The 17,818-nt window shown below is 64.1% G+C and carries 17 protein-coding genes and 2 pseudogenes; 6 read left to right on the top strand and 13 right to left on the bottom strand.

Features of this window, described 5'->3' with window-relative positions:
* A pseudogene (locus tag ACNPP0_RS12420) lies at nucleotides 1-402 on the top strand (MFS transporter); the annotation flags it as partial.
* On the opposite strand, the gene ACNPP0_RS12415 reads toward ACNPP0_RS12420, so the two are convergent.
* Both ACNPP0_RS12415 and ACNPP0_RS12410 read right to left on the bottom strand, forming a co-directional pair.
* Complete coding sequence (locus ACNPP0_RS12415) at nucleotides 386-1,279, bottom strand: DUF4261 domain-containing protein (RefSeq protein WP_332608983.1); 894 nt, start codon at nucleotides 1,277-1,279, stop codon at nucleotides 386-388. The pseudogene ACNPP0_RS12420 and the gene ACNPP0_RS12415 overlap by 17 nt on opposite strands.
* Nucleotides 1,280-1,367: 88 nt before the next feature.
* On the bottom strand, nucleotides 1,368-2,282 hold the full coding sequence (locus tag ACNPP0_RS12410; RefSeq protein WP_332608984.1) for a LysR substrate-binding domain-containing protein: 915 nt from the start codon (nucleotides 2,280-2,282) through the stop codon (nucleotides 1,368-1,370).
* 122 nt (nucleotides 2,283-2,404) lie between these two features.
* On the opposite strand from ACNPP0_RS12410, the gene dkgB reads away from it, so the two are divergent.
* A complete protein-coding gene (dkgB, locus tag ACNPP0_RS12405; protein ID WP_448706045.1) occupies nucleotides 2,405-3,208 on the top strand; it encodes a 2,5-didehydrogluconate reductase DkgB in 804 nt (267 codons plus the stop codon).
* A gap of 14 nt (nucleotides 3,209-3,222) precedes the next feature.
* Here the strand turns inward: dkgB and ACNPP0_RS12400 are convergent, their stop codons facing one another.
* Genes ACNPP0_RS12400 through ACNPP0_RS12390 form a run of 3 tightly spaced genes read right to left on the bottom strand, consistent with a single transcriptional unit; the run spans nucleotide 3,223 to nucleotide 5,023 of the window.
* Complete coding sequence (locus ACNPP0_RS12400) at nucleotides 3,223-3,873, bottom strand: DUF799 domain-containing protein (protein WP_332608986.1); 651 nt, start codon at nucleotides 3,871-3,873, stop codon at nucleotides 3,223-3,225.
* Nucleotides 3,873-4,334: a DUF4810 domain-containing protein gene (locus ACNPP0_RS12395; protein ID WP_332608987.1), complete on the bottom strand. Its 462-nt coding sequence runs from the start codon at nucleotides 4,332-4,334 to the stop codon at nucleotides 3,873-3,875. The genes ACNPP0_RS12400 and ACNPP0_RS12395 overlap by 1 nt, the downstream gene beginning before the upstream one ends.
* Nucleotides 4,335-4,345: 11 nt before the next feature.
* On the bottom strand, nucleotides 4,346-5,023 hold the full coding sequence (locus tag ACNPP0_RS12390; protein ID WP_046805329.1) for a CsgG/HfaB family protein: 678 nt from the start codon (nucleotides 5,021-5,023) through the stop codon (nucleotides 4,346-4,348).
* Nucleotides 5,024-5,210: 187 nt separating this feature from the next.
* Between ACNPP0_RS12390 and ACNPP0_RS12385 the strand changes: the two genes are divergently transcribed.
* Nucleotides 5,211-7,487 carry an FdhF/YdeP family oxidoreductase gene (locus ACNPP0_RS12385; RefSeq protein ID WP_448706044.1) on the top strand — a complete coding sequence of 759 codons (2,277 nt, stop codon included), beginning with the start codon at nucleotides 5,211-5,213 and terminating at the stop codon, nucleotides 7,485-7,487.
* Here ACNPP0_RS12385 and ACNPP0_RS12380 read toward each other — a convergent pair.
* From ACNPP0_RS12380 to ACNPP0_RS12370, 3 genes are all read right to left on the bottom strand, one after another.
* A complete protein-coding gene (locus tag ACNPP0_RS12380) occupies nucleotides 7,468-8,253 on the bottom strand; it encodes a fused MFS/spermidine synthase (protein ID WP_448706043.1) in 786 nt (261 codons plus the stop codon). The two genes, ACNPP0_RS12385 and ACNPP0_RS12380, sit on opposite strands and share 20 nt — an antisense overlap.
* A gap of 91 nt (nucleotides 8,254-8,344) precedes the next feature.
* Entirely contained in the window at nucleotides 8,345-9,193 is an 849-nt protein-coding gene (ppk2, locus tag ACNPP0_RS12375) for a polyphosphate kinase 2 (protein ID WP_332608990.1), read from the bottom strand.
* A 106-nt stretch (nucleotides 9,194-9,299) separates the two neighbouring features.
* Nucleotides 9,300-10,217, bottom strand: a complete 918-nt coding sequence (locus ACNPP0_RS12370; RefSeq protein WP_332608991.1) for a helix-turn-helix domain-containing protein — start codon at nucleotides 10,215-10,217, stop codon at nucleotides 9,300-9,302.
* 211 nt (nucleotides 10,218-10,428) lie between these two features.
* Between ACNPP0_RS12370 and ACNPP0_RS12365 the strand changes: the two genes are divergently transcribed.
* The 3 genes from ACNPP0_RS12365 (at nucleotide 10,429) to ACNPP0_RS12355 (ending at nucleotide 13,640) form a co-directional block, all read left to right on the top strand.
* Nucleotides 10,429-10,803, top strand: coding sequence for a DUF3302 domain-containing protein (locus ACNPP0_RS12365; RefSeq protein ID WP_448706042.1), 375 nt, complete (start codon nucleotides 10,429-10,431; stop codon nucleotides 10,801-10,803).
* 81 nt (nucleotides 10,804-10,884) lie between these two features.
* Nucleotides 10,885-12,027 carry an HlyD family secretion protein gene (locus ACNPP0_RS12360; RefSeq protein ID WP_332608993.1) on the top strand — a complete coding sequence of 381 codons (1,143 nt, stop codon included), beginning with the start codon at nucleotides 10,885-10,887 and terminating at the stop codon, nucleotides 12,025-12,027.
* 11 nt (nucleotides 12,028-12,038) lie between these two features.
* Complete coding sequence (locus ACNPP0_RS12355; RefSeq protein ID WP_448706041.1) at nucleotides 12,039-13,640, top strand: TolC family protein; 1,602 nt, start codon at nucleotides 12,039-12,041, stop codon at nucleotides 13,638-13,640.
* Here the strand turns inward: ACNPP0_RS12355 and ACNPP0_RS12350 are convergent.
* The 5 genes and pseudogenes from ACNPP0_RS12350 to ACNPP0_RS12330 all read right to left on the bottom strand — a co-directional run.
* A complete protein-coding gene (locus ACNPP0_RS12350) occupies nucleotides 13,531-13,992 on the bottom strand; it encodes a carboxymuconolactone decarboxylase family protein (protein WP_332608995.1) in 462 nt (153 codons plus the stop codon). The two genes, ACNPP0_RS12355 and ACNPP0_RS12350, sit on opposite strands and share 110 nt — an antisense overlap.
* Nucleotides 13,993-14,060: 68 nt before the next feature.
* Complete coding sequence (locus ACNPP0_RS12345; protein WP_332608996.1) at nucleotides 14,061-15,047, bottom strand: tripartite tricarboxylate transporter substrate binding protein; 987 nt, start codon at nucleotides 15,045-15,047, stop codon at nucleotides 14,061-14,063.
* A 72-nt stretch (nucleotides 15,048-15,119) separates the two neighbouring features.
* Nucleotides 15,120-16,124 carry a cyclase family protein gene (locus ACNPP0_RS12340; RefSeq protein ID WP_332608997.1) on the bottom strand — a complete coding sequence of 335 codons (1,005 nt, stop codon included), beginning with the start codon at nucleotides 16,122-16,124 and terminating at the stop codon, nucleotides 15,120-15,122.
* A 141-nt stretch (nucleotides 16,125-16,265) separates the two neighbouring features.
* The gene (locus tag ACNPP0_RS12335) at nucleotides 16,266-17,474 is read right to left on the bottom strand and encodes a pectate lyase family protein (protein WP_448706046.1); all 1,209 of its coding nucleotides are present in this window, start codon (nucleotides 17,472-17,474) and stop codon (nucleotides 16,266-16,268) included.
* Nucleotides 17,475-17,486: 12 nt separating this feature from the next.
* Nucleotides 17,487-17,818, bottom strand: a pseudogene (locus tag ACNPP0_RS12330) (Vi polysaccharide transport protein VexE); the annotation flags it as partial.

The following is a 17,818-nucleotide window of genomic DNA, read 5'->3' as shown; positions in this document are numbered from 1 at the left end:
GTGGCCGACACCCGGGGTCCGCTTGCCGTGGCCAGCCTGGGCGCCGGGCTGACGATGGTGTCGTTTGCCGCCATGATCTTTCTGCCCTTTCTGTCGCCGCACGCCGCGCTGTGGCTGATCGCGGGCGCCGCCATCGGCTTTGATCTGGGCATCCAGACCTCGCTGATTGCGCATCAAAGCATCGTCTACGGCATTGACCCGGCCGCCCGCAGCCGCCTGAACGCCATCCTGATGACCGGCGTGTTCATCGGCATGGCCGCCGGTGGCGCGCTGGGCAGCCTGGCGCTGGCGCACTGGGGCTGGACGGGTGTGACGGTGGTGGCGGCAGGCGCGGCCGCCCTGGCGCTGGGCCTGCGGGTCTGGCCGGCTGCCGGGGGTCGCGCGATTATTGCGGCGCGTTGATCTCGTCCGCCGTGATGATCTCGGCAACGAGAACCTGCGCGGGCCCGTCCAGGAAGTACTCTTCCTGGGTGGGCTCGCGCAATTTCATGTAGGCGTTCTCGCCGATCTGCATGGTGTGCCCGGCGGCCAGTTCAGCACCGCTTTCCAGCATGTAACCCATGATGTTGTTGAAGATATTCGAGTAGTACTCGCCTTCATCATGGCCACGGGCCAGCGCGGCGAAGTCGGGCAGGCTGAACAGGTCGGCGCCATAGGTGCGCATCCACACGCCGGCCACGCCATCCACTTCATACTTAACAAAGCCGCAATACAGCATGTTCAGCGGCAGCGTGCGCAGCAGGTCCAGGCTTTCTTCACCCAACGACTCGGCATCGAACACGCCGGCCGGCAACGAGGTATGGGCATGTTCGTTCAACACCGCCACCGCGCCAAAGCCGGTCAACGCGCCGGCCACGGCGGCCAGCGCCACGTATTGCTCCAGCGGATCCTGCGAAAAACCCGCGTAGTACAAAATGATGTGGCTGGCGTGCGCGCGTACTTCATCCTTGACCGTGCCGGGATAGTGCGCCGGCGCCACGCAGGCTTCCATTGCATCCTTGGGATAGGGCGCGTCAAAACCCACCAGCCGCACCACGTGGTCGCCCCAGCCCGCCAGGCCCAGCACTTCCGGCATGTCGGGTGCGATCTCGACGCGGGCATCGCTCATCGACGGGTGATACGCGCACAACGCCGCCCGCAAGCCGTCCTCGTCCAGCGCCAGGGGCTCGGCGAACAGCACCTGCAAGCTCAGCGGGTTTTCGATGGCGGGGTTGGCGGCCAGCGCGCGGGCGTCGGCGGATTCTTCCTTGCGGCCGAAGAAGCGGGAGAAGATGCTCATGGGGTTGGGGCTATCCAGGTTTAAAACGGGGGCAGTATACGGTTGCCCCCCGCGCGCCCGAGGGCGATGTCTCCATTGGACACATCTCTCACCGACCGGGCGGCTCGGAGAATCCGTCCGGCCCTACCGTTTCAAGCACATAGTCGATGAACGATTTGATGCGCGATGAAATCGCGGTGTTGCGGTAGTACACCGCGTTGATCGGCTGCCTGACGTCTTGCGTCTGGCGCGGCAACACCTGCTGCAACGCGCCCGATTCGCGATCGGCCCGCGTCATGAAATCCGACAGGCAGACAATGCCGCCCTGGTTCAGCGCCAGCTGCCGCAACGTCTCGCCGCTGTGGGCGCGCACGCCGGGCTTGATGTGCAGGGGCTGGCCGTCGGCATCCAGCAGCGGCCATTCGTTCAACGATTCCAGCTGGCTGAACCCCAGCAGAATGTGCTTGGCCAGGTCGGCCACGCGCTTGGGCGTGCCCTGCTGCGCCAGATACGCCGGGCTGGCCAGCACGCGCACGCGGCTCTGGCCCAGCGGCACGGCGTGCAGCGACGAATCCTTCAACCGCCCGATGCGGATCGCCAGGTCGGTGCGGCGTTCCAGCAAATCGATATTGCCTTCGTTGCTATTCAATTCCAGCTCGACTTGCGGATACCGCTTGCGGTAGCCGGGCACCAGCGGCGCGATCACGTGCAGCATGAAGGGCGAGGCCGCATCCACACGCAACAGCCCGGCGGGTTGATTGCGCCGCACATTCATCAGGTCTTCGGTTTCTTCGACCGCCGCGACGATGCGGCGCACCTGCTCAAGATACGCGCGGCCTTCTTCGGTCAGGGCCAGCCTGCGCGTGGTGCGGCGCATCAGCGTGGTTTGCAGCTTTTCTTCCAGCCGGCTCATGGTGCGGCTGGTGGCCGAGATGGTCTGGCCCAGCACGTCGGCGGCAGCGGTGATGGACCCGCTGTCCACCACGGCGATAAAGACCTGCATTTCATCTAGCGTCGTTTTCATACTTGACGTTATATCAAAAGTATTTCGCCGATATGGGGCTTTTTTGGCAAGGATACGGCGGGCACACTGGCTGCATTCCCGGGCCATCGGCGCCTGGATCATCCCCCCTTTCGGAGTTTTACATGAGCATTCCCAGTTTCGGCGTCGGCACGTTCCGGCTGCAAGGACAAGTCGTCATTGATTCGGTGCGCAACGCGCTGGACGTCGGTTATCGCGCCATCGACACGGCGCAGATCTACGAGAACGAAGCGGACGTGGGCCAGGCCATTGCGCAATCAGGCGTGGCGCGCGATGACTTGTTCATCACCACCAAGATCTGGGTGCCCAACACCGGGCGCGACAAACTGCTGCCCAGCTTGAAGGACAGCCTGGCCAAGCTGCGAACCGACTATGTGGACCTGACCTTGATCCACTGGCCCGCGCCGGGTAACGGCGTGTCCATCGATGAATGCATGACCGCGCTGGCCGAGGCCCGCGTGCAAGGGCTGACGCGCCAGATCGGTATCTCGAACTTTCCCATTGCGCAAACCCGCGCCGCCATCGCCGCCGTGGGCCGCGAGGCCATCGCCACCAATCAGATCGAACTCAGCCCCTACTTGCAGAACGCCACGCTGACGGCGTTCCTGAAGGAGCAGGGCATCCACGTCACGTCGTACATGACGCTGGCGTATGGCCGGGTGCTGAAAGACCGGGTCATCCGGGAAATCGCCGACCGCCACAACGCCACGCCCGCGCAGGTGACGTTGGCCTGGGCGCTACAGCTGGGCTATTCGGTGATCCCGTCATCGACCAAGCGCGACAACCTGGCCAGCAACCTGCTGGCCAGGGATCTGCGTTTGACCGACGCGGACATGGCGCAAATCGCGACGCTGGAAAGAAACGGCCGCGAAGTCAGCCCCGAAGGGCTGGCCGCGGCCTGGGACTGATACGTCGGGCAGGATTACTGCGTGTCGTAGCGCGGGGAACGTGGCCCGTACAAGATACCGCCGGGTTGCCCCGCGCTGAGCAGCATGTGGTTGGTGGTGCCGGCCACGCCATAGCTGCGATCCGACAGTGTGTTGACGATCTGGTCCACCATCGCCTGCACCAGCATGCCGATCAGGCCGCCGCTGCTGTTGCTGGCCTGCACTACCTGCTTGCTGCCCGACCACAGCTTGGCGCCGTTGCGCAGGTCGATCAGTTCGGCGTCGATGGCCACCGTGACGTTGCTGGACACCACGGCATAGCTGGCGCCGTACTGCTTGACCGTCATGTACAAGGCGGCGTCGGCACCGAAGATCTCGCGCAGCTTGGCGCCGGGCAAGCCGTGGATTTCATCCGGGGAGCTCAGGCCGTTCTGCTTGAAGGTCTCGTCCATGACGCCCACCGGGATCACGTAGTAGCCCGATTCCGCCAGGGGCCGCGTGGCTTGCGACAGCACGGCGGCCGTCGCGGCCACGTCCACGGACGTGTTCAGCGGCGGCAGCACCAGGATCGACGCCGGCTTGCTTTCGCGGAAGGCGGTGTAATCCACATGCTGTTGCGGCGCGACGCAACCGGCCAGCATGGCGACGGCGGCCAACAGGCCGATTCGGAACAATCGGTTCATCATCACGATCCCTTCTTCAAGGCTGCCGCATCGGCGGATGCCGGGGTGGCGGATGCGGCGTCAGCGGACGCCGCGGGCTTGCCGACGTTGCGCATCAGGAAGTCCATGAACGGCGTGGATTCCGGGAAAGCCGCCTTCTCGCTTTGCAGCTGTTCCACGCCCTTGTCGCCATCACCCATCTTCAGATACAGCATGCCCAGATGCGCGCGAAAGCCCGGCGGCAACTCAACATTGGCCGCACGCGCGGTTTCAATGTTCTTTTCCAGGGCTTGAGCCTGCACCGCGTTATCCGACCCGTCTTCCTTCAGATAGGCATAGACGGAAGGCTGATAAGCCTGCCAGCTGTACATCGACTTGGGCTGCTGCACGCATGCACTCAAGAGGCCCACCGTGGCGGCAACCGCCAAGCCGCGTCCGGCGCGCGCAAGCGCACCCGGGCGACGCATCGCCTGTCGTTTCAACATGGAAGTTCTCCTTAGTTGGCCGAAGGCTGCCAGGCGCCTTGCTCGATGCCGTCGACCAGGCGGTCAACCGCTTCGCGGATGGCCAGGTCCAGGACCTTGCCGTTCAGGGTGGAGTCGTAGCTGGCGGTGCCGCCAAAGCCGATGACTTCGCGGTTCGACAGGCTGTACTCGCCCGCGCCCGACGCGGAATACACCACTTCGGACGTCGTCACGTCCACCACGTTCAGGTCCACCTTGGCGTACGCCACTTGTTCCTTGCCGCGACCCAGGATGCCGAACAGCTGCTGGTCGCCAGTGACCTTGCGGCCGAAGGCGGTGACGTCGCCCGTCACGACGTAGCGGGCGCCCTTGATCTGGTTGGCCTTTTTGTTGAAGCCGGCTTCCTGCTTGATTTCGGAGAGGTTGTCGCGATCCATGACCTGGAAGCGGCCGCTGCGCTGAAGATGGCTGACCACGATCGTCTTGGCCTGGCCGCCCAGGCGGTCCACGCCGTCCGAGAACACGCCACGCAGATAGTTGGTGCGGTTATCGAATTTACCCACCGAGATCGGGCTGCGCACGCCTTGATACGGCTTGGCCGCCGCCTGCGTGGCCGGCACCACCAGCGCTTGCGAACGCTCGGTGGCGCAACCGGAAATCGCCGCCGCCAATACGGCCAGCGCGCCCATCTTTACGACCTTGTTCAACATCTTCTTCTCCTGCCGGCGCCACCGCACCCGCGGCGGGCAAGCCTCTAATCGTTATTGAATCGAGCCGGCATTATAAGCAAATGAATAGTTTTGTCACAAATTGAAATAACGAGACTTTTCGGGCGACATGCGGTATTCAGCAAAAAACGTTTAAAAACGTGGCCGTTGTACTGAGAAAAGAGAATTCATGAAGTCACGCAACCTGACCGGCATCCATCGCTATGACGCTCCCGCGGGGGGGTGGGGCGCGCTCAAGGCCACCGCGCAGGCCGTCGCCGACCAGATGCGCATTGCCGAAGCGCCCGTGCTGCTGCTGCGCACCAACAAGCCCGACGGCTTTGACTGCCCTGGCTGCGCGTGGCCCGACAAGGCGCACACGTCCACCTTCCAGTTTTGTGAAAACGGCGCCAAGGCCGTGACGTGGGAAGCCACCAAGAAACGCGTCACGCCCGAGTTCTTTGCCGCGCATACCGTCACCGAACTGCTGACCTGGAGCGACCACGACCTGGAAGACGCCGGCCGGCTGACCCACCCGATGGCTTACGACGCCGCCAGCGACACGTATCAAGCCATCAGCTGGGACGCCGCGTTTGCCCGTATCGGCGCAACGCTAGCCGCGTTGCCCGACCCCGACATGGTCGAGTTCTACACGTCGGGCCGCGCCTCGAACGAAGCCGCCTTTCTCTTCAGCGTGTTCGCGCGCGAACTGGGCACCAACAACTTTCCCGATTGCTCGAACATGTGCCACGAGGCCACCAGCGTCGGCCTGCCGCAAGCCATCGGCATCGGCAAAGGCACGGTTTCGCTGGACGACTTCGACACCTGCGACCTGATCATCTCGATGGGTCACAACCCCGGCACCAACCACCCGCGCATGATGGGCACCTTGCACGAATGCGCGCGGCGCGGCGTGCCCATCATTGTGTTCAACCCCTTGCGAGAACGCGCGCTGGAACGCTTTGCCGACCCCCAGGATCCGGTCGAGATGGGCACGCTGGGGTCCACCCGCATTGCGTCCACGTATTACCAGGTGAAGGTCGGCGGCGACGCGGCCGCGCTCAAGGGGATCATGAAGGCGCTGGTGGCGGCGGACCGTGACGCGCGCGGCGTGCTGGACCATGAATTCATCGCCCAGCACACCGAGGGCTTTGACGCCTATGTGCAGGACCTTAACGACACCCCCTGGCACGACATCGAAGCCGCCAGCGGCCTGTCCCGCGCGGACCTTGAAGCCGTGGCGGCCGCGTACGCCAAGTCCAATGCCACCATCGTTACTTACGGCATGGGCATCACCCAGCACGCGCGCGGCACGCACAACGTGCAGCAGATTGCCGCGCTGCTGCTCATGCGCGGCAACTTCGGCAAGCCGGGCGCCGGCATCTGCCCGCTGCGCGGGCATTCCAACGTGCAGGGCAATCGCACGGTAGGCATCACGGAAAAGATCGATCCGGTGATGTTCGACAACTTTGAAAAGACGTTCGGTTTCCGCCCGCCCGAGCGCCACGGCCACGACGCCGTGGACGCCATGAAAGCAATGGTCGACGGTTCGGCGCGCGCGCTGATCTGCCTGGGCGGAAACCTGGCGATGGCCCTGTCCGACACTGATCAGTGCGAAGCCGGCATGCGCCGGCTGGACCTGGCGGTGCACATGAACACAAAGCTGAATCGATCGCACCTGCTGATCGGCCGCGAGTCGATCATCCTGCCGGTGCTGGGCCGCACGGAAAGCGATGTGCAGGCCGCCGGCGCGCAGTCCATCACCGTCGAGGACTCCATGTCGATGGTGCATGCCTCGCGCGGCAAGCTGGCGCCGGCCTCCGAACACCTGCGATCCGAACCGGCCATCATTGCCGCCATGGCCGCTGCCACGTTGCCGCACACCCGCGTGCCATGGCTGCATCTGGTGGAAGACTATGGCCGCATCCGCGACCTGATCGAACAGGTCTACCCGAACTTTCGGGGCTACAACGAACGCATCCTGAAGCCGGGCGGTTTTCGCTTGTCGCTGCCGCCCACGGAACGCATCTGGAAGACCCCGACCGGCAAGGCGCAATTCCTTCCGTTCAAGGGCCTGCGCGAGGACCCGGCCGCGCCGTCCGACACGCTGACGCTGACCACGTTGCGCAGCCACGATCAATACAACACCACGATCTATGGGCTGGACGACCGCTATCGCGGCGTGTTCGGCCGACGCGACGTGCTGTTCATGAACGCCGCCGACATGGCGCGTCACGGCCTGGAACATGGCGACGACGTCGACATCAACACCGGCCTGCCGGGCGAATCGCATCGCCATCTGCGGCTGACCGCCATTGCCTACGACATAGCGCCCGGGTCCGTCGGCGCGTACTACCCCGAAGCCAACAACCTTTGCCCGCTGGACTACCAGGACAAGCAAAGCGGCACGCCCAGCTACAAGTCCATCCCCGTGCGGATCCGCAAGGCTATCGAAGTTCCAGCGTAGCCCCGATGACGCGCAGCGTCGGCATCAGCTGACGCCACGCGTCGCGCGGGATGGCGGCCGGGCGCTTCAGTTCGGCCGCGGCCGGATCGTTCAGCAAGTCGCCCTTGCAGGCGAACACCACGCTGTTGGTCATGTCGTCATCCACCACTTCAAACATCGACGACCCGAACGACGCCCGCACACGGGCCAGGTACTCGTGATGCATCGGATGGTTCACGTGGTAGTTGATGACCAGGATGCCGTTCTCGCGTAGCGCGCGGTGGCAGTCGGCGTAGAACGCTTCGGAACACAGCGCGTCGGGAATGCCGCCCACGCCATAGCCGTCCAGGAAAATCACGTCGGCATGGTCCGACAGCCCGCGCAGGTGGTCGGCCGCATCGGCCTGGATCACGCGAAAACGGGCGTTGTCGGGCGGCACCATGAAGGCCTCGCGCAGGGCAATGACGGCGGGGTCGATCTCGACCACTTCAATGTCCGCGCCAGCCAGGTAGCGATAACAGAACTTGGGCAGCGAGCCGCCGCCCAGGCCCACCATCAGAATACGCGCGGGCTCGGGGTTGAACAGCACGAAACCCATCATCATGCGCGTGTACTCGATTTCCAGCGCGTCGGGATTCAGCAGCGACATGCTGCTTTGGATTTCTTTCTGAGTGAAATGCAGCATGCGCCGCGTGCCCACGTTCTGCACGAAGGGCCGGTGAATGGCCTGGGGTTCATCGGACGCGGTGGGCGGGTTGGGCGGCGCGGGTGTTACGTGGTCGGACATGGGGCGGGTGGCGTCTGCCAATGCATCTACATAAAAACAGACACAAGATACCACTCGCCCCGGGGCGCCCGGTTTGGGGGCCGCCAGATTTCTAGAACACCGTCGGTACGTTGCGCACCGGGCGGTCCGGCTCGCGGTAGCCCTGGGGCTTTTGCCGCTTGGGCAGCGTTATCTTCGCCCGGGGCAGCGCCTTGTACGGAATGCTCTGCAGAAGGTGGCTGATGATATTGAGGCGCACCCGTCTTTTGTTATTGGAATCGGCCACGAACCAAGGCGCGTAGTCGGTATCGGTTTGCGCAAACATGTCGTCGCGCGCGCGCGAATAGTCATACCAGTGGCTGTACGAATCCAGATCCAGCTTGGACAGCTTCCAGATTTTTCGCTCGTCATGAATCCGCGCCTGTAGCCGCCGCGTCTGCTCGGCTTCACTGACTTCCAGCCAGTACTTGATCAGGATCACGCCGGAATCGATGATCGCGCGCTCGACCAGCGGCACGGCTTTCAAAAATGCCTTGGCCTGGCTTTTGGTGCAAAACCCCATGACGCGTTCCACGCCGGCGCGGTTGTACCAACTGCGGTCAAATATCACGATTTCGCCGGCCGCCGGCAAATGCGGCAGATAGCGCTGCACGTACATCTGCGTTTTTTCGCGGTCGGTGGGCGACGGCAGCGCCACTACGCGAAATACCCGTGGACTGACTCGTTCGGTAATGGCCTTGATGGTGCCGCCCTTGCCCGCGCCGTCGCGCCCTTCGAACAGGATGCAGACCTTTGCTCCGCTATGCACGACCCATTGCTGAAGCTTGACCAGTTCGACATGCAGCCTGGCCAACTCGCGCTCGTATTTCTTTGCCGACAACCCCGCGACACCGGGCGCGCCGTTTTCAATAGCGGCGCCGACGGGTTCGTCCTTTGCGATTCCTTTTTCGGTTTTCATCATCTCGCTCCTTGATCGGCCCATCGGACATTGTGAGCCGAGTCGCAATTCAAGGTCCATGATGATTCCGGCGAAAAATCGTCAGGTTCGAATCGTGAAAGGTGCACCGCTATTGCGGATGAAACCGAAGGCGCGTCGCCGAAGGGGTTTCCAGGAACAGCGCGCGGTATTGCGCGGCGGAATGCGTCGAATAGGAATAGCCGTGCTGCAAGAAGCAGTCAGCCACCGTCATCCGCGTGTCCTTGCCGGATGCCAGGTCCCAATACACGTCGTGCAGCTTGCGCAGGCAAAGATAATGCCCCGGGCCGATGCCAAAACATGTCTGGAAGAAGTCGCGCAAACTACGCTCGCTGATTTTCAGGCCGCGACGGATGTCTTCGACGTGGGCATTCTGATTACGCTCGCGAAACACGGTCAGCGTGGCATCGCACAGCAATGCCAGGGATGACGAAGGGCGGCCCTTGCACGGGTCGTTCGGGAAGCGGCAGGCCATCAGGTCGAACAGCCTGCGTTCGATCAAGCGGCGGCCGATGGCGGCAGGACAGGCGGGCGTCATCGCCATCAGGGCCGCTTCGCGCAGGGCGCCCCATTGCAGGGGGTCTGTTTTCTCCATGCCGCCCGCACTACGCCAACGCCTGAACGTCTGCGCCATCAGGCCATCGCCTGTGAACCGATCGGCATCCAGCGGCAACGCGATACTGATCCATTCGTTGGGGCCCGCCGCGCGAAAGACATATCCCTTGCCCGGCGCCAATATGCCCAGCGCCGCCGCATTCAATGGCGCGCCATTCAGCCAGGCCTGTGCGGGTGAAGGCTGCGACAACAGCAACGTCAGGTGAGTAGACCGGCACACCGCTTCGCACACGTTTGAAACGGCGGCACTGCCCTGCTGGAGATCGAAGCCGTCAATGTCGAAACGGCTGATATGCCATCCCCCGCCCCCGCGACCCAAGAGAAATACGCGTGCCTGGGCGTCGAAGATGGCGTCGGCGTAAGAATCGAGCGACTTGAAATGATGAAGATCCATCTGTTTCCCCGCGCAAGGTACCCACGACGTGGATCTGACAACATATTGCCGAAATTAGCATAGACACATCCTTGGGTCACTGGCGAAAATCAATGTGCTGTTTCGCAATAAGCCACCCCGGCAACGCGTTGAGTTATCGGTATCCCATTGGGAAAAGGGGCGCGAAATGTCTTTAGCCCGTTCACGACATGGATTTGCCGTGGCCTTGGCCATGGCCGTCCCAGCCGCGATGGTGCCGGGCACGGCGCACGCCGCAGCGGGCCATTGGGAAGACGCCATCGCCGATGTGCTGGTCTGGGTGGTGCTGGTTCTGGTGCCCGTCCTGGCCGTCTGGATATTCTGGAAACTGCACGTCCTGCCGGAAGTCATCGCCGAAAAGCGCCACCACCCGCAAGCCGAAGCCATCAAATCGCTGTGTCTTTTGTCGTTGGCGTTCGGCGGCATGCTGTGGCCCTTTGCGTGGCTGTGGGCCCATACCAAACCCATCGGGTATCAGATGGCGTATGGCCGCGACACGCACGATGAGCCGCCTGGCGCGGCGACCGCCGCCGATATACCGCCCCCTCCATCCAGACCGGACGATTGATGGCCGGCGCGCCGCTGGTGTACATGTCGCGTCGCCGCGTTCGCGCGACTGGAATATGCCGCACGGGTCAAGGAGGTTCGCATGCTTGAACTCATTGCTCTCTTCTACGGCGTGCTGGTGTGGCTGATCTTCATCAAGCTGAAGCTGCTGCCCTGGAATATCCAATCGCAGGTGGGCGTGGTGGCGGTCGGCGCGGCGGGCCTGACCGCGCTTATTTTCATCATCAACGTCGTCACGCCTTCGTCCGCCGAACTGCGCGTGACCAACTACGTCGTGGAAGTCGTTCCCCGCGTGACCGGACGCGTGGTTGAGATCGCCGTGGAAGGCAATCGGCTGATCAAGAAGGGCGACGTGCTGCTGCGCCTGGACGACGAGCCCTATCGTTTGAAGCTGCGGCAACTGGAAGCCAAATTGATCGATGCGCAGGCCACGCAGCAATCGTTGGACCGGGATTTATCCTCGGCCAGGGCGATGACGGCGGCGGCGTTGGCGCAGGTCGATCTGGCCCGCATGCGGCTGCGCCAAAGCACCGCGCTGGCCGCGCGCGGCGCCGGCAGCCAATACGACGTACAGAGCTTTCAAAGCGAACTGAAGGTACGGCAGGCCAACTGGGAAGCCGCGCGCGAAGCGGAACAGAAGATCCGGCTGAACATCGGCGCCATGTACGAAGGCGACCAGGCCGCCGTAGCGCAGGTCAAGGCCGAATTGGACACGGCCAAATGGGAGCTGGCGCAAACCACGCTGTATGCGCCGGCGGACGGATACGCCATCAACCTGCAAGCGCGCGTGGGCTCCTATGCTGCCGCGATACCCTTGCGCCCCATCATGTCTTTTGTTGAAACCTCGCAGCAGGTCATCGCGTTCTTCGATCAGAACCAGCTGACCAAGGTCAAGCCGGGCGACGAGGTCGAGGTGTCTTTGCGCACCGTGCCCGGCCACGTGTTCAAAGGCAGCGTCGATTCAATTGTGTGGGCCACATCGCAAGGCCAGTTCCAGGCGTCCGGCGCCTTGCCGGGCACCACGGCGGAAGGCGCCAGCGCCGCCGCGCCGATGCAATACGCGGTGCGCATAGACCTGCAAGCGCCCGAGGACGTGGTGTTTGCCATGGGCGCCCGGGGCAACGCGGCCATCTACACGGAAAGCCTGCCCGCGCTGCATATGGTGCGCAAAGTCATCTTCCGCGTGTCGTCCAAGCTGGACTATCTGGTTCTCAAGCTGCACTGACCGGCCCGCCCATGTCCGCGCCCCTGCCCCTCCTTCCCCGCGCGCTGCCCCTGGCATGCATGGCCATGCTGATGGCCGGCTGCGCCAACCTGAACCGGCCCGCGGACGATGCCATGATCAAGGACGCCATGGCCGGCACCGATGTGCCGGCCGCGTGGACAACCAGCGCGCAGGCTGCCGCATTCGAGCCCGCGTGGGCGGGGTTTGCGCAGACCGGCACGCTGCAAACGTTGATCGACGAAGCGCTGGCCAACAATGTAGACCTGCGCATCGCGGCCAGCCGGATGCAACAGGCCGCGCACCAGGCCCGGCTGGCGGGGGCATCGCTGCTGCCCACGGTCGGCATCGGCGCGCGCACCGCCACCGATCCGACGCCCGGCAGTGCGTTCTCGGCCAACGGCTATGCCGTGCTGATGAACTGGGAATTGGACCTATGGGGCAGGGCCCGCGCCGAGAAGCTGTCCGGCGAGGCGGGCTACCGGTCATCGGAAGCCGACTACGCCTACGCCCGCCAATCCATCGGCGCCCTGACCGCCCGAAGCTGGATCGCGGCGCTGGAAGCCGGCGGCCAGCTTGCCTTGGCGCGCGAGCTGGAGAACACTGCCGGCGACCAGCTAAAGCTGATCGAGTACCGCCGCCGCATCGGCAGGGTTAACGAATTGGAAGTGGCGCAGTGGTCCGAGCAAGTGGCGGCGGCGGCGGACGTGGTGGCCCAGCGCGAACTGGCGCGAGTGCAGGCGCTGCGCGCGTTGGAACTGATTCTGGGACGCTACCCCGCGGGCGCGGCGCAGGCCGACGAAGCCATGCCGGATTCGCCCGCGCCCCTTGCGCCCGGCTTGCCCCTGGCCCTGCTGGACCGCAGGCCCGATCTGGTGGCCGCGCGCGAACGCCTGGTGGCGGCGTACTTCGGCGCCGAGGAAGCGAAGGCGGCGCGCCTGCCCACGATTGCGATATTTGCCGGCGCGGGGCGTTTCACCAAAGACTATTCGGGCTTGGCGACCAGCATGCAAAGCTGGGTGTTCCCGGTGGGAGCCTCTCTGGCGTGGCCGCTATTCGATGCGGGCCGCCGCCAGATCACGCTGCAATTGCGCACCGAGCAACAGCGTGAAGCGTTGGCGCTGTACGCGCGCGCCATCCTGGGCGCAATGGCCGAAGTGGAAAATGGCTTGACGGGCGAGCAGCAGCTGGCGATGCGCGAGCAAGCGATACAACGCCAATATTCCGAAAGCCGACGCGCGTTGACGTTGGCCCAGGTGCAGCGGCAGATCGGCCAGTTCGACGACTTTGATGTATTGCAGCGCAAGCGCGACGCGTTGCGCGTGCAGAGCGACCTGTTGCACATCCGCGCCGAAAGGCTGGTGCAGCGCGTGAACCTGCATCTGGCGCTGGGCGGACGGTTTGAGGCGGTTGCACCAATTCCCACGGCTACGCAAGCCGCAACGCAAGCCGCAACGCAAGCAGCCACGCCACCAGGCGCCGACAGCGACCCGCTCGCCTCGCGGGCTACGGCTGCGAGCCCGCCCCAAACAGATCCGCTTGCCGGGGGTCCGCCGCTGCCAGGTCATAGCCGATCTGCACAGCCACCTCGCGCAGGATATTCTGCGCCAGATTGAACGCCGTATTGGCCGCCGGCACGCCGGCGTAGATGGCGTTCTGCAACAGCACTTCTTTTAACTCGTCGGGCGTCAGGCGCGATTCGTCGGGCGCCGTCAGCGCGGCACGCACGTGCAGTTCGAACTCTTCCCAGCGGCCCAGCGACAGCGTCACGGCCAGCACCATCATCCGGCGCGCCTTGTGCGGCAAGCCCGGACGGCTCCAGATATCGTGCCACGCGTAACGCGTGATCATGTTTTGGTAATCGGCGGTGAACGTGGTGGCGCGGTCCAGCGAACGCTGCACCCATTCGTCACCCAACACGGCGCGGCGGTTCGCCAGGCCGCGTTCGAAGTCCTCTTCTCGGCTCATCGTGTGCTTCTCCCTGCAACGGGTTGACCAGGGAACGGGCCGACACAGCGCCCGTTCCCGTCGGTGGATCAGTTCACCGTGATGTTATTGGCTTTCACGACCTCGGCCCAACGCACTTGCTCGGCGTCGACGAACTTGGCGAAGTCGGCGGCGCTGCTGCCCACGGGCGTCAGGCCCAACTTGGCCAGCTTGTCGCGCGTTTCGGGACGCGCCAGCGCCTTTTGCACCAGCTCTTGCAGCTTGGCGACCACTTCCGGGCTGGCGCCGGCCGGCAGGAACAGGCCGTTCCATTCGACCACGTCGAAATTCTTGATGCCGGCTTCGCCGACCGTGGCCACGTTGGGCAGTTCCGGCATGCGCTTGGCCGACGACACCGCCAGCGCCTTGAGCTTGCCGCCGCTGACGTAGTTCAGGCTGGATGCCGCGTTGGCGAAGTACACGTCCACCTGTCCGCCCATGACGTCCACGATGGCCGGCGCGCCGCCCTTGTAGGGCACGTGCACGACGTTCACGTCCGCGTCCTTCTTGAGCAGTTCTGCGGCCATCTGCGCCAGGCTGCCGGGGCCGTACGAAGCAAAGGTGTACTTGCCCGGATTGGCGCGCGCGGCCTTGATGAAGTCGGGCAGGTTATTGAACGCCGAGCCCGGCGCCGCCACCAGGATGTTAGGCACGCTGACAGCCTGCGAGACCGGCACGAAGTCCTTCTTCGCGTCGTAGGGCAGCTTGCGCAGCACCGGGTTGATCGAGAACGCGGACGCGTCGAACAGCACCGTGTAGCCGTCCGGCTTGGCGCGCGCCACGAAGGCCGCACCGATCGAGCCGCTGGCGCCGCCCTTGTTTTCAATCACGACGCTTTGGCCGGCCACTTCGCTCATGCCCTGCGCGATGATGCGCGCGGCGTTGTCAGCGCCGCCGCCGGCGGAATACGGCACGACCATCGTGATGGGCTGTTCGGGATAACCGGCGGCGTTGGCCGCGCCAACAGCGCCGACCAGGCCAATGGCGGCAACCAGCGGGCGCAAGGCGGCCAAGGCCGCGAAACGGGTCTTCTTCATGTGTGCTCCTCACAACTCCCCGAAGGGGATATTCGATTGATGATGAATCGTTGCGCGATCCGCCTGACAGGGTCAGACGGTCGCGATGGGGTTGACCGGCGCGCCGACCAGACCGGGCACGTACATGGGTGCGGCGGTCAGGAAGAAAGCGTGTCGGCCATGCTGGCGCAACCAGTGCGCCAGCGGGGTCAGATGCCAGAGCTCGCCCAGCGGCAGGCCGAGCTTGAAGAGGCATTGTTCGTGCAGGGGCAACAGCGGCCCGGGGCCTGCGTCCAGCTGATGGTTGCGCAGTTCCACGGCGTGGTTGTCCGCCGCGATGGCGGCGATGCGGCTGTCCTTGATCCAGGCCAGCAGTTGCGCGTCCGCGCCGTCCAGCACGCAGCAGCTGGTCTTGAGCCGTTCCTGTTCGTGATCGCCCAGCGTCAACGCCAGGTCGGCCAGGCCGGTGTGCAGGCACAGCACGTCGCCGGGCCGCACTTGCACCCCATCGGCCTGGATCACGTCCATGAGGTCGCGGTACGACACCTTGCGGTGTTCATCGCCGAAGCGGGCGCGCAGATCGACCATCACGCCGCGCCCCTGGATGCCATGGCGCGCCATCGGCGCAATGGACAGGTCGCGGGTACCCGTGAAGTTGTCGGTGGCAGGCTCGCTGACGGTAAAGCCGTTGTAGCCGGTGGGCTGCGGCTGGCCCGTACCGTGGGCGTCGTACATCGACCCCACATGGCCCAGCGCGTCCCATTGCGTGGAGTACTGCGGCGACAGCGTGACGCGGTCGTCGCTGACGACGTCGGTGGCGCCGGGCACGTCCAGGCCCAGCGGGTATCGATATACCGGCACGCCGTTTTTCTCGGCGGGCTGGATCGACGGCCCCTTGCGGCGCGGGTTGAGCACGGGCGCGCGCGGCACCGTCAGCGGCAGGCTGAGCGAAAACGAAAGCCCGGTTTTGATTTCCGCGACGGCGGCCAGGCGGGCCTGGCTATCCAGATGGTTCAGCGTGCCCAACTGGTCGTCGTGGCCGAAATCGCCCCAGTTCGAACCCTGCGGGCGGCGCAGGTATCGTGGTGTTTGACTCATGGTCACTGTCCCCTCGTCCTTGGCGGGACGAATTTGTAAACGTTGTTACGCTTATTGCAACACGTTGCGTCGCAATTTCAGGGGGACAACAACCCAGGTGTATCTCAGGGTGGACAGTTTTTTGTCGCGGGGCCTTGACGCCTAGCCGCCGCAGCCGGCGCCGGTTCTTGATGCAGGCAAGGGCGTATCGCCACCGGTATTGCCGGCGAACTTGCGGATCTTGTCGGCCAATTCCGGCGTGGGGTGCTCGTAGCCGTAGCAATACGGTGGCGTCGGCGCGGCATCAGGTCGATAGTCCTGCAACACCGGTTTGGCATCGCCCAGGTACAGGTTGTCTTTCAGGCGCAGGAACGCCTTGTAGTCGCGCGTGTAGCCGTGCCGAGACTTCAATTTCTCGTAGGCGCCGCGATCCGATTCCCCGTTGTCCAGCGCGCTGCGCTTGGCGGCAATGGGAATGTAATGACAGTAGTTGACGTTGACGCCTTCCACCGTGGGAAAGAACTCGGGTTCGACGCACTTGCGCTGCGTCGTGTTGTTGAAGATGTTGCCTTCGACCAGCGCCTTGGCTTCCAGGCTGAAGCTCATGCCGTAGAAATCCCAGTCTTCAAGCAGGTTGTTGAACAGGTGGAACGTGCCGAACTGCCCGCGCGGATTGCGCTGCACGGTGTTGAAGAAATAATTGTGATGCAGCGTCACGCGGGCGATCGAATCACGTTCGTAGTTCTGGAACAGGTTCTTGGACGTAATGTTGTTCAGCAGCATGACCTTGTTCGAGTTATGGAACTTGGTCCATGAAATCGTGACGTCCGTCGAACCGTTCTTCACATTCAGCAAGCGGTCCGACATGCGCGACAGGTCCATGTGGTCGACCCATACATCGCGGCTGCCATTGGCCACGTTTACGGCCTGCGTCAGCCGGTTCAGGCGGCCGTCGATGGTCAGGTGCGTCAGGATGACGTTCTGCACGCCATACACGCCCAGCCCGTCGTCGATCAAGGTGACGCGCTTGCCGCGCCCGTCGATGGTCACGTTGGATGGCACGCGCAACTGCTTGTCCAGCACGATCGTCATGTCGGATGCGAAGCGAATCCAGGTCGGGCCCTTCTTGGCTTGCGCCAGCGCGGCGCGCAAGGTGCCCGGTCCCGAATCCTTGTCGGAGGTCACCTCGATGAACTTGCCGCCCAGGCCGCCCGTGGCCTTGGCGCCGTAGCCTTCGCGTTGAGACAGCAGCGATGAAACAAGCGGGCAGTGTTCGTCGGGGCTGGGGCACGCTTGATTCGCGGCCGCCACCCCGCCTTGCAACAGGACCACGGCAAGCAGCCATCGCATCGTTTTCATTGCAGACTTCATCAAGGCTTGTTCCTATTGCTGCGCGGAGCGATCCGCGGACTGCACATGACGCCAGATGCCGCCGCTCAAGCGCAGATTTTCAGGGGGGCCGGCCACGTGTTCGCGCAGCCGTTCGAAATACGCCTTCTGCCATCGCAGCGCGTAGGCGTCGGCGTCTTCGCCAGGATTGGCGGCCGGCAACATGGCCAGCGTGTACGTCACCTGCCCGTTTTCCCAGCGCGGCGCGTAGAACACCGACGGCACGCCCATGCGATGCGCCAGGTGCGACGCAAAGCTGGAATACGTCACTTCCTGACCTTCGAAGGTGGTGCGAGGCGCGGCGGGATTAGCCGCGCCGTCGATGG

Source organism: Achromobacter semiaridum, assembly GCF_053543755.1.
The sequence above is the reverse complement of the archived record's forward strand: the minus strand, read 5'-3'. Positions and strand labels throughout refer to the sequence as shown.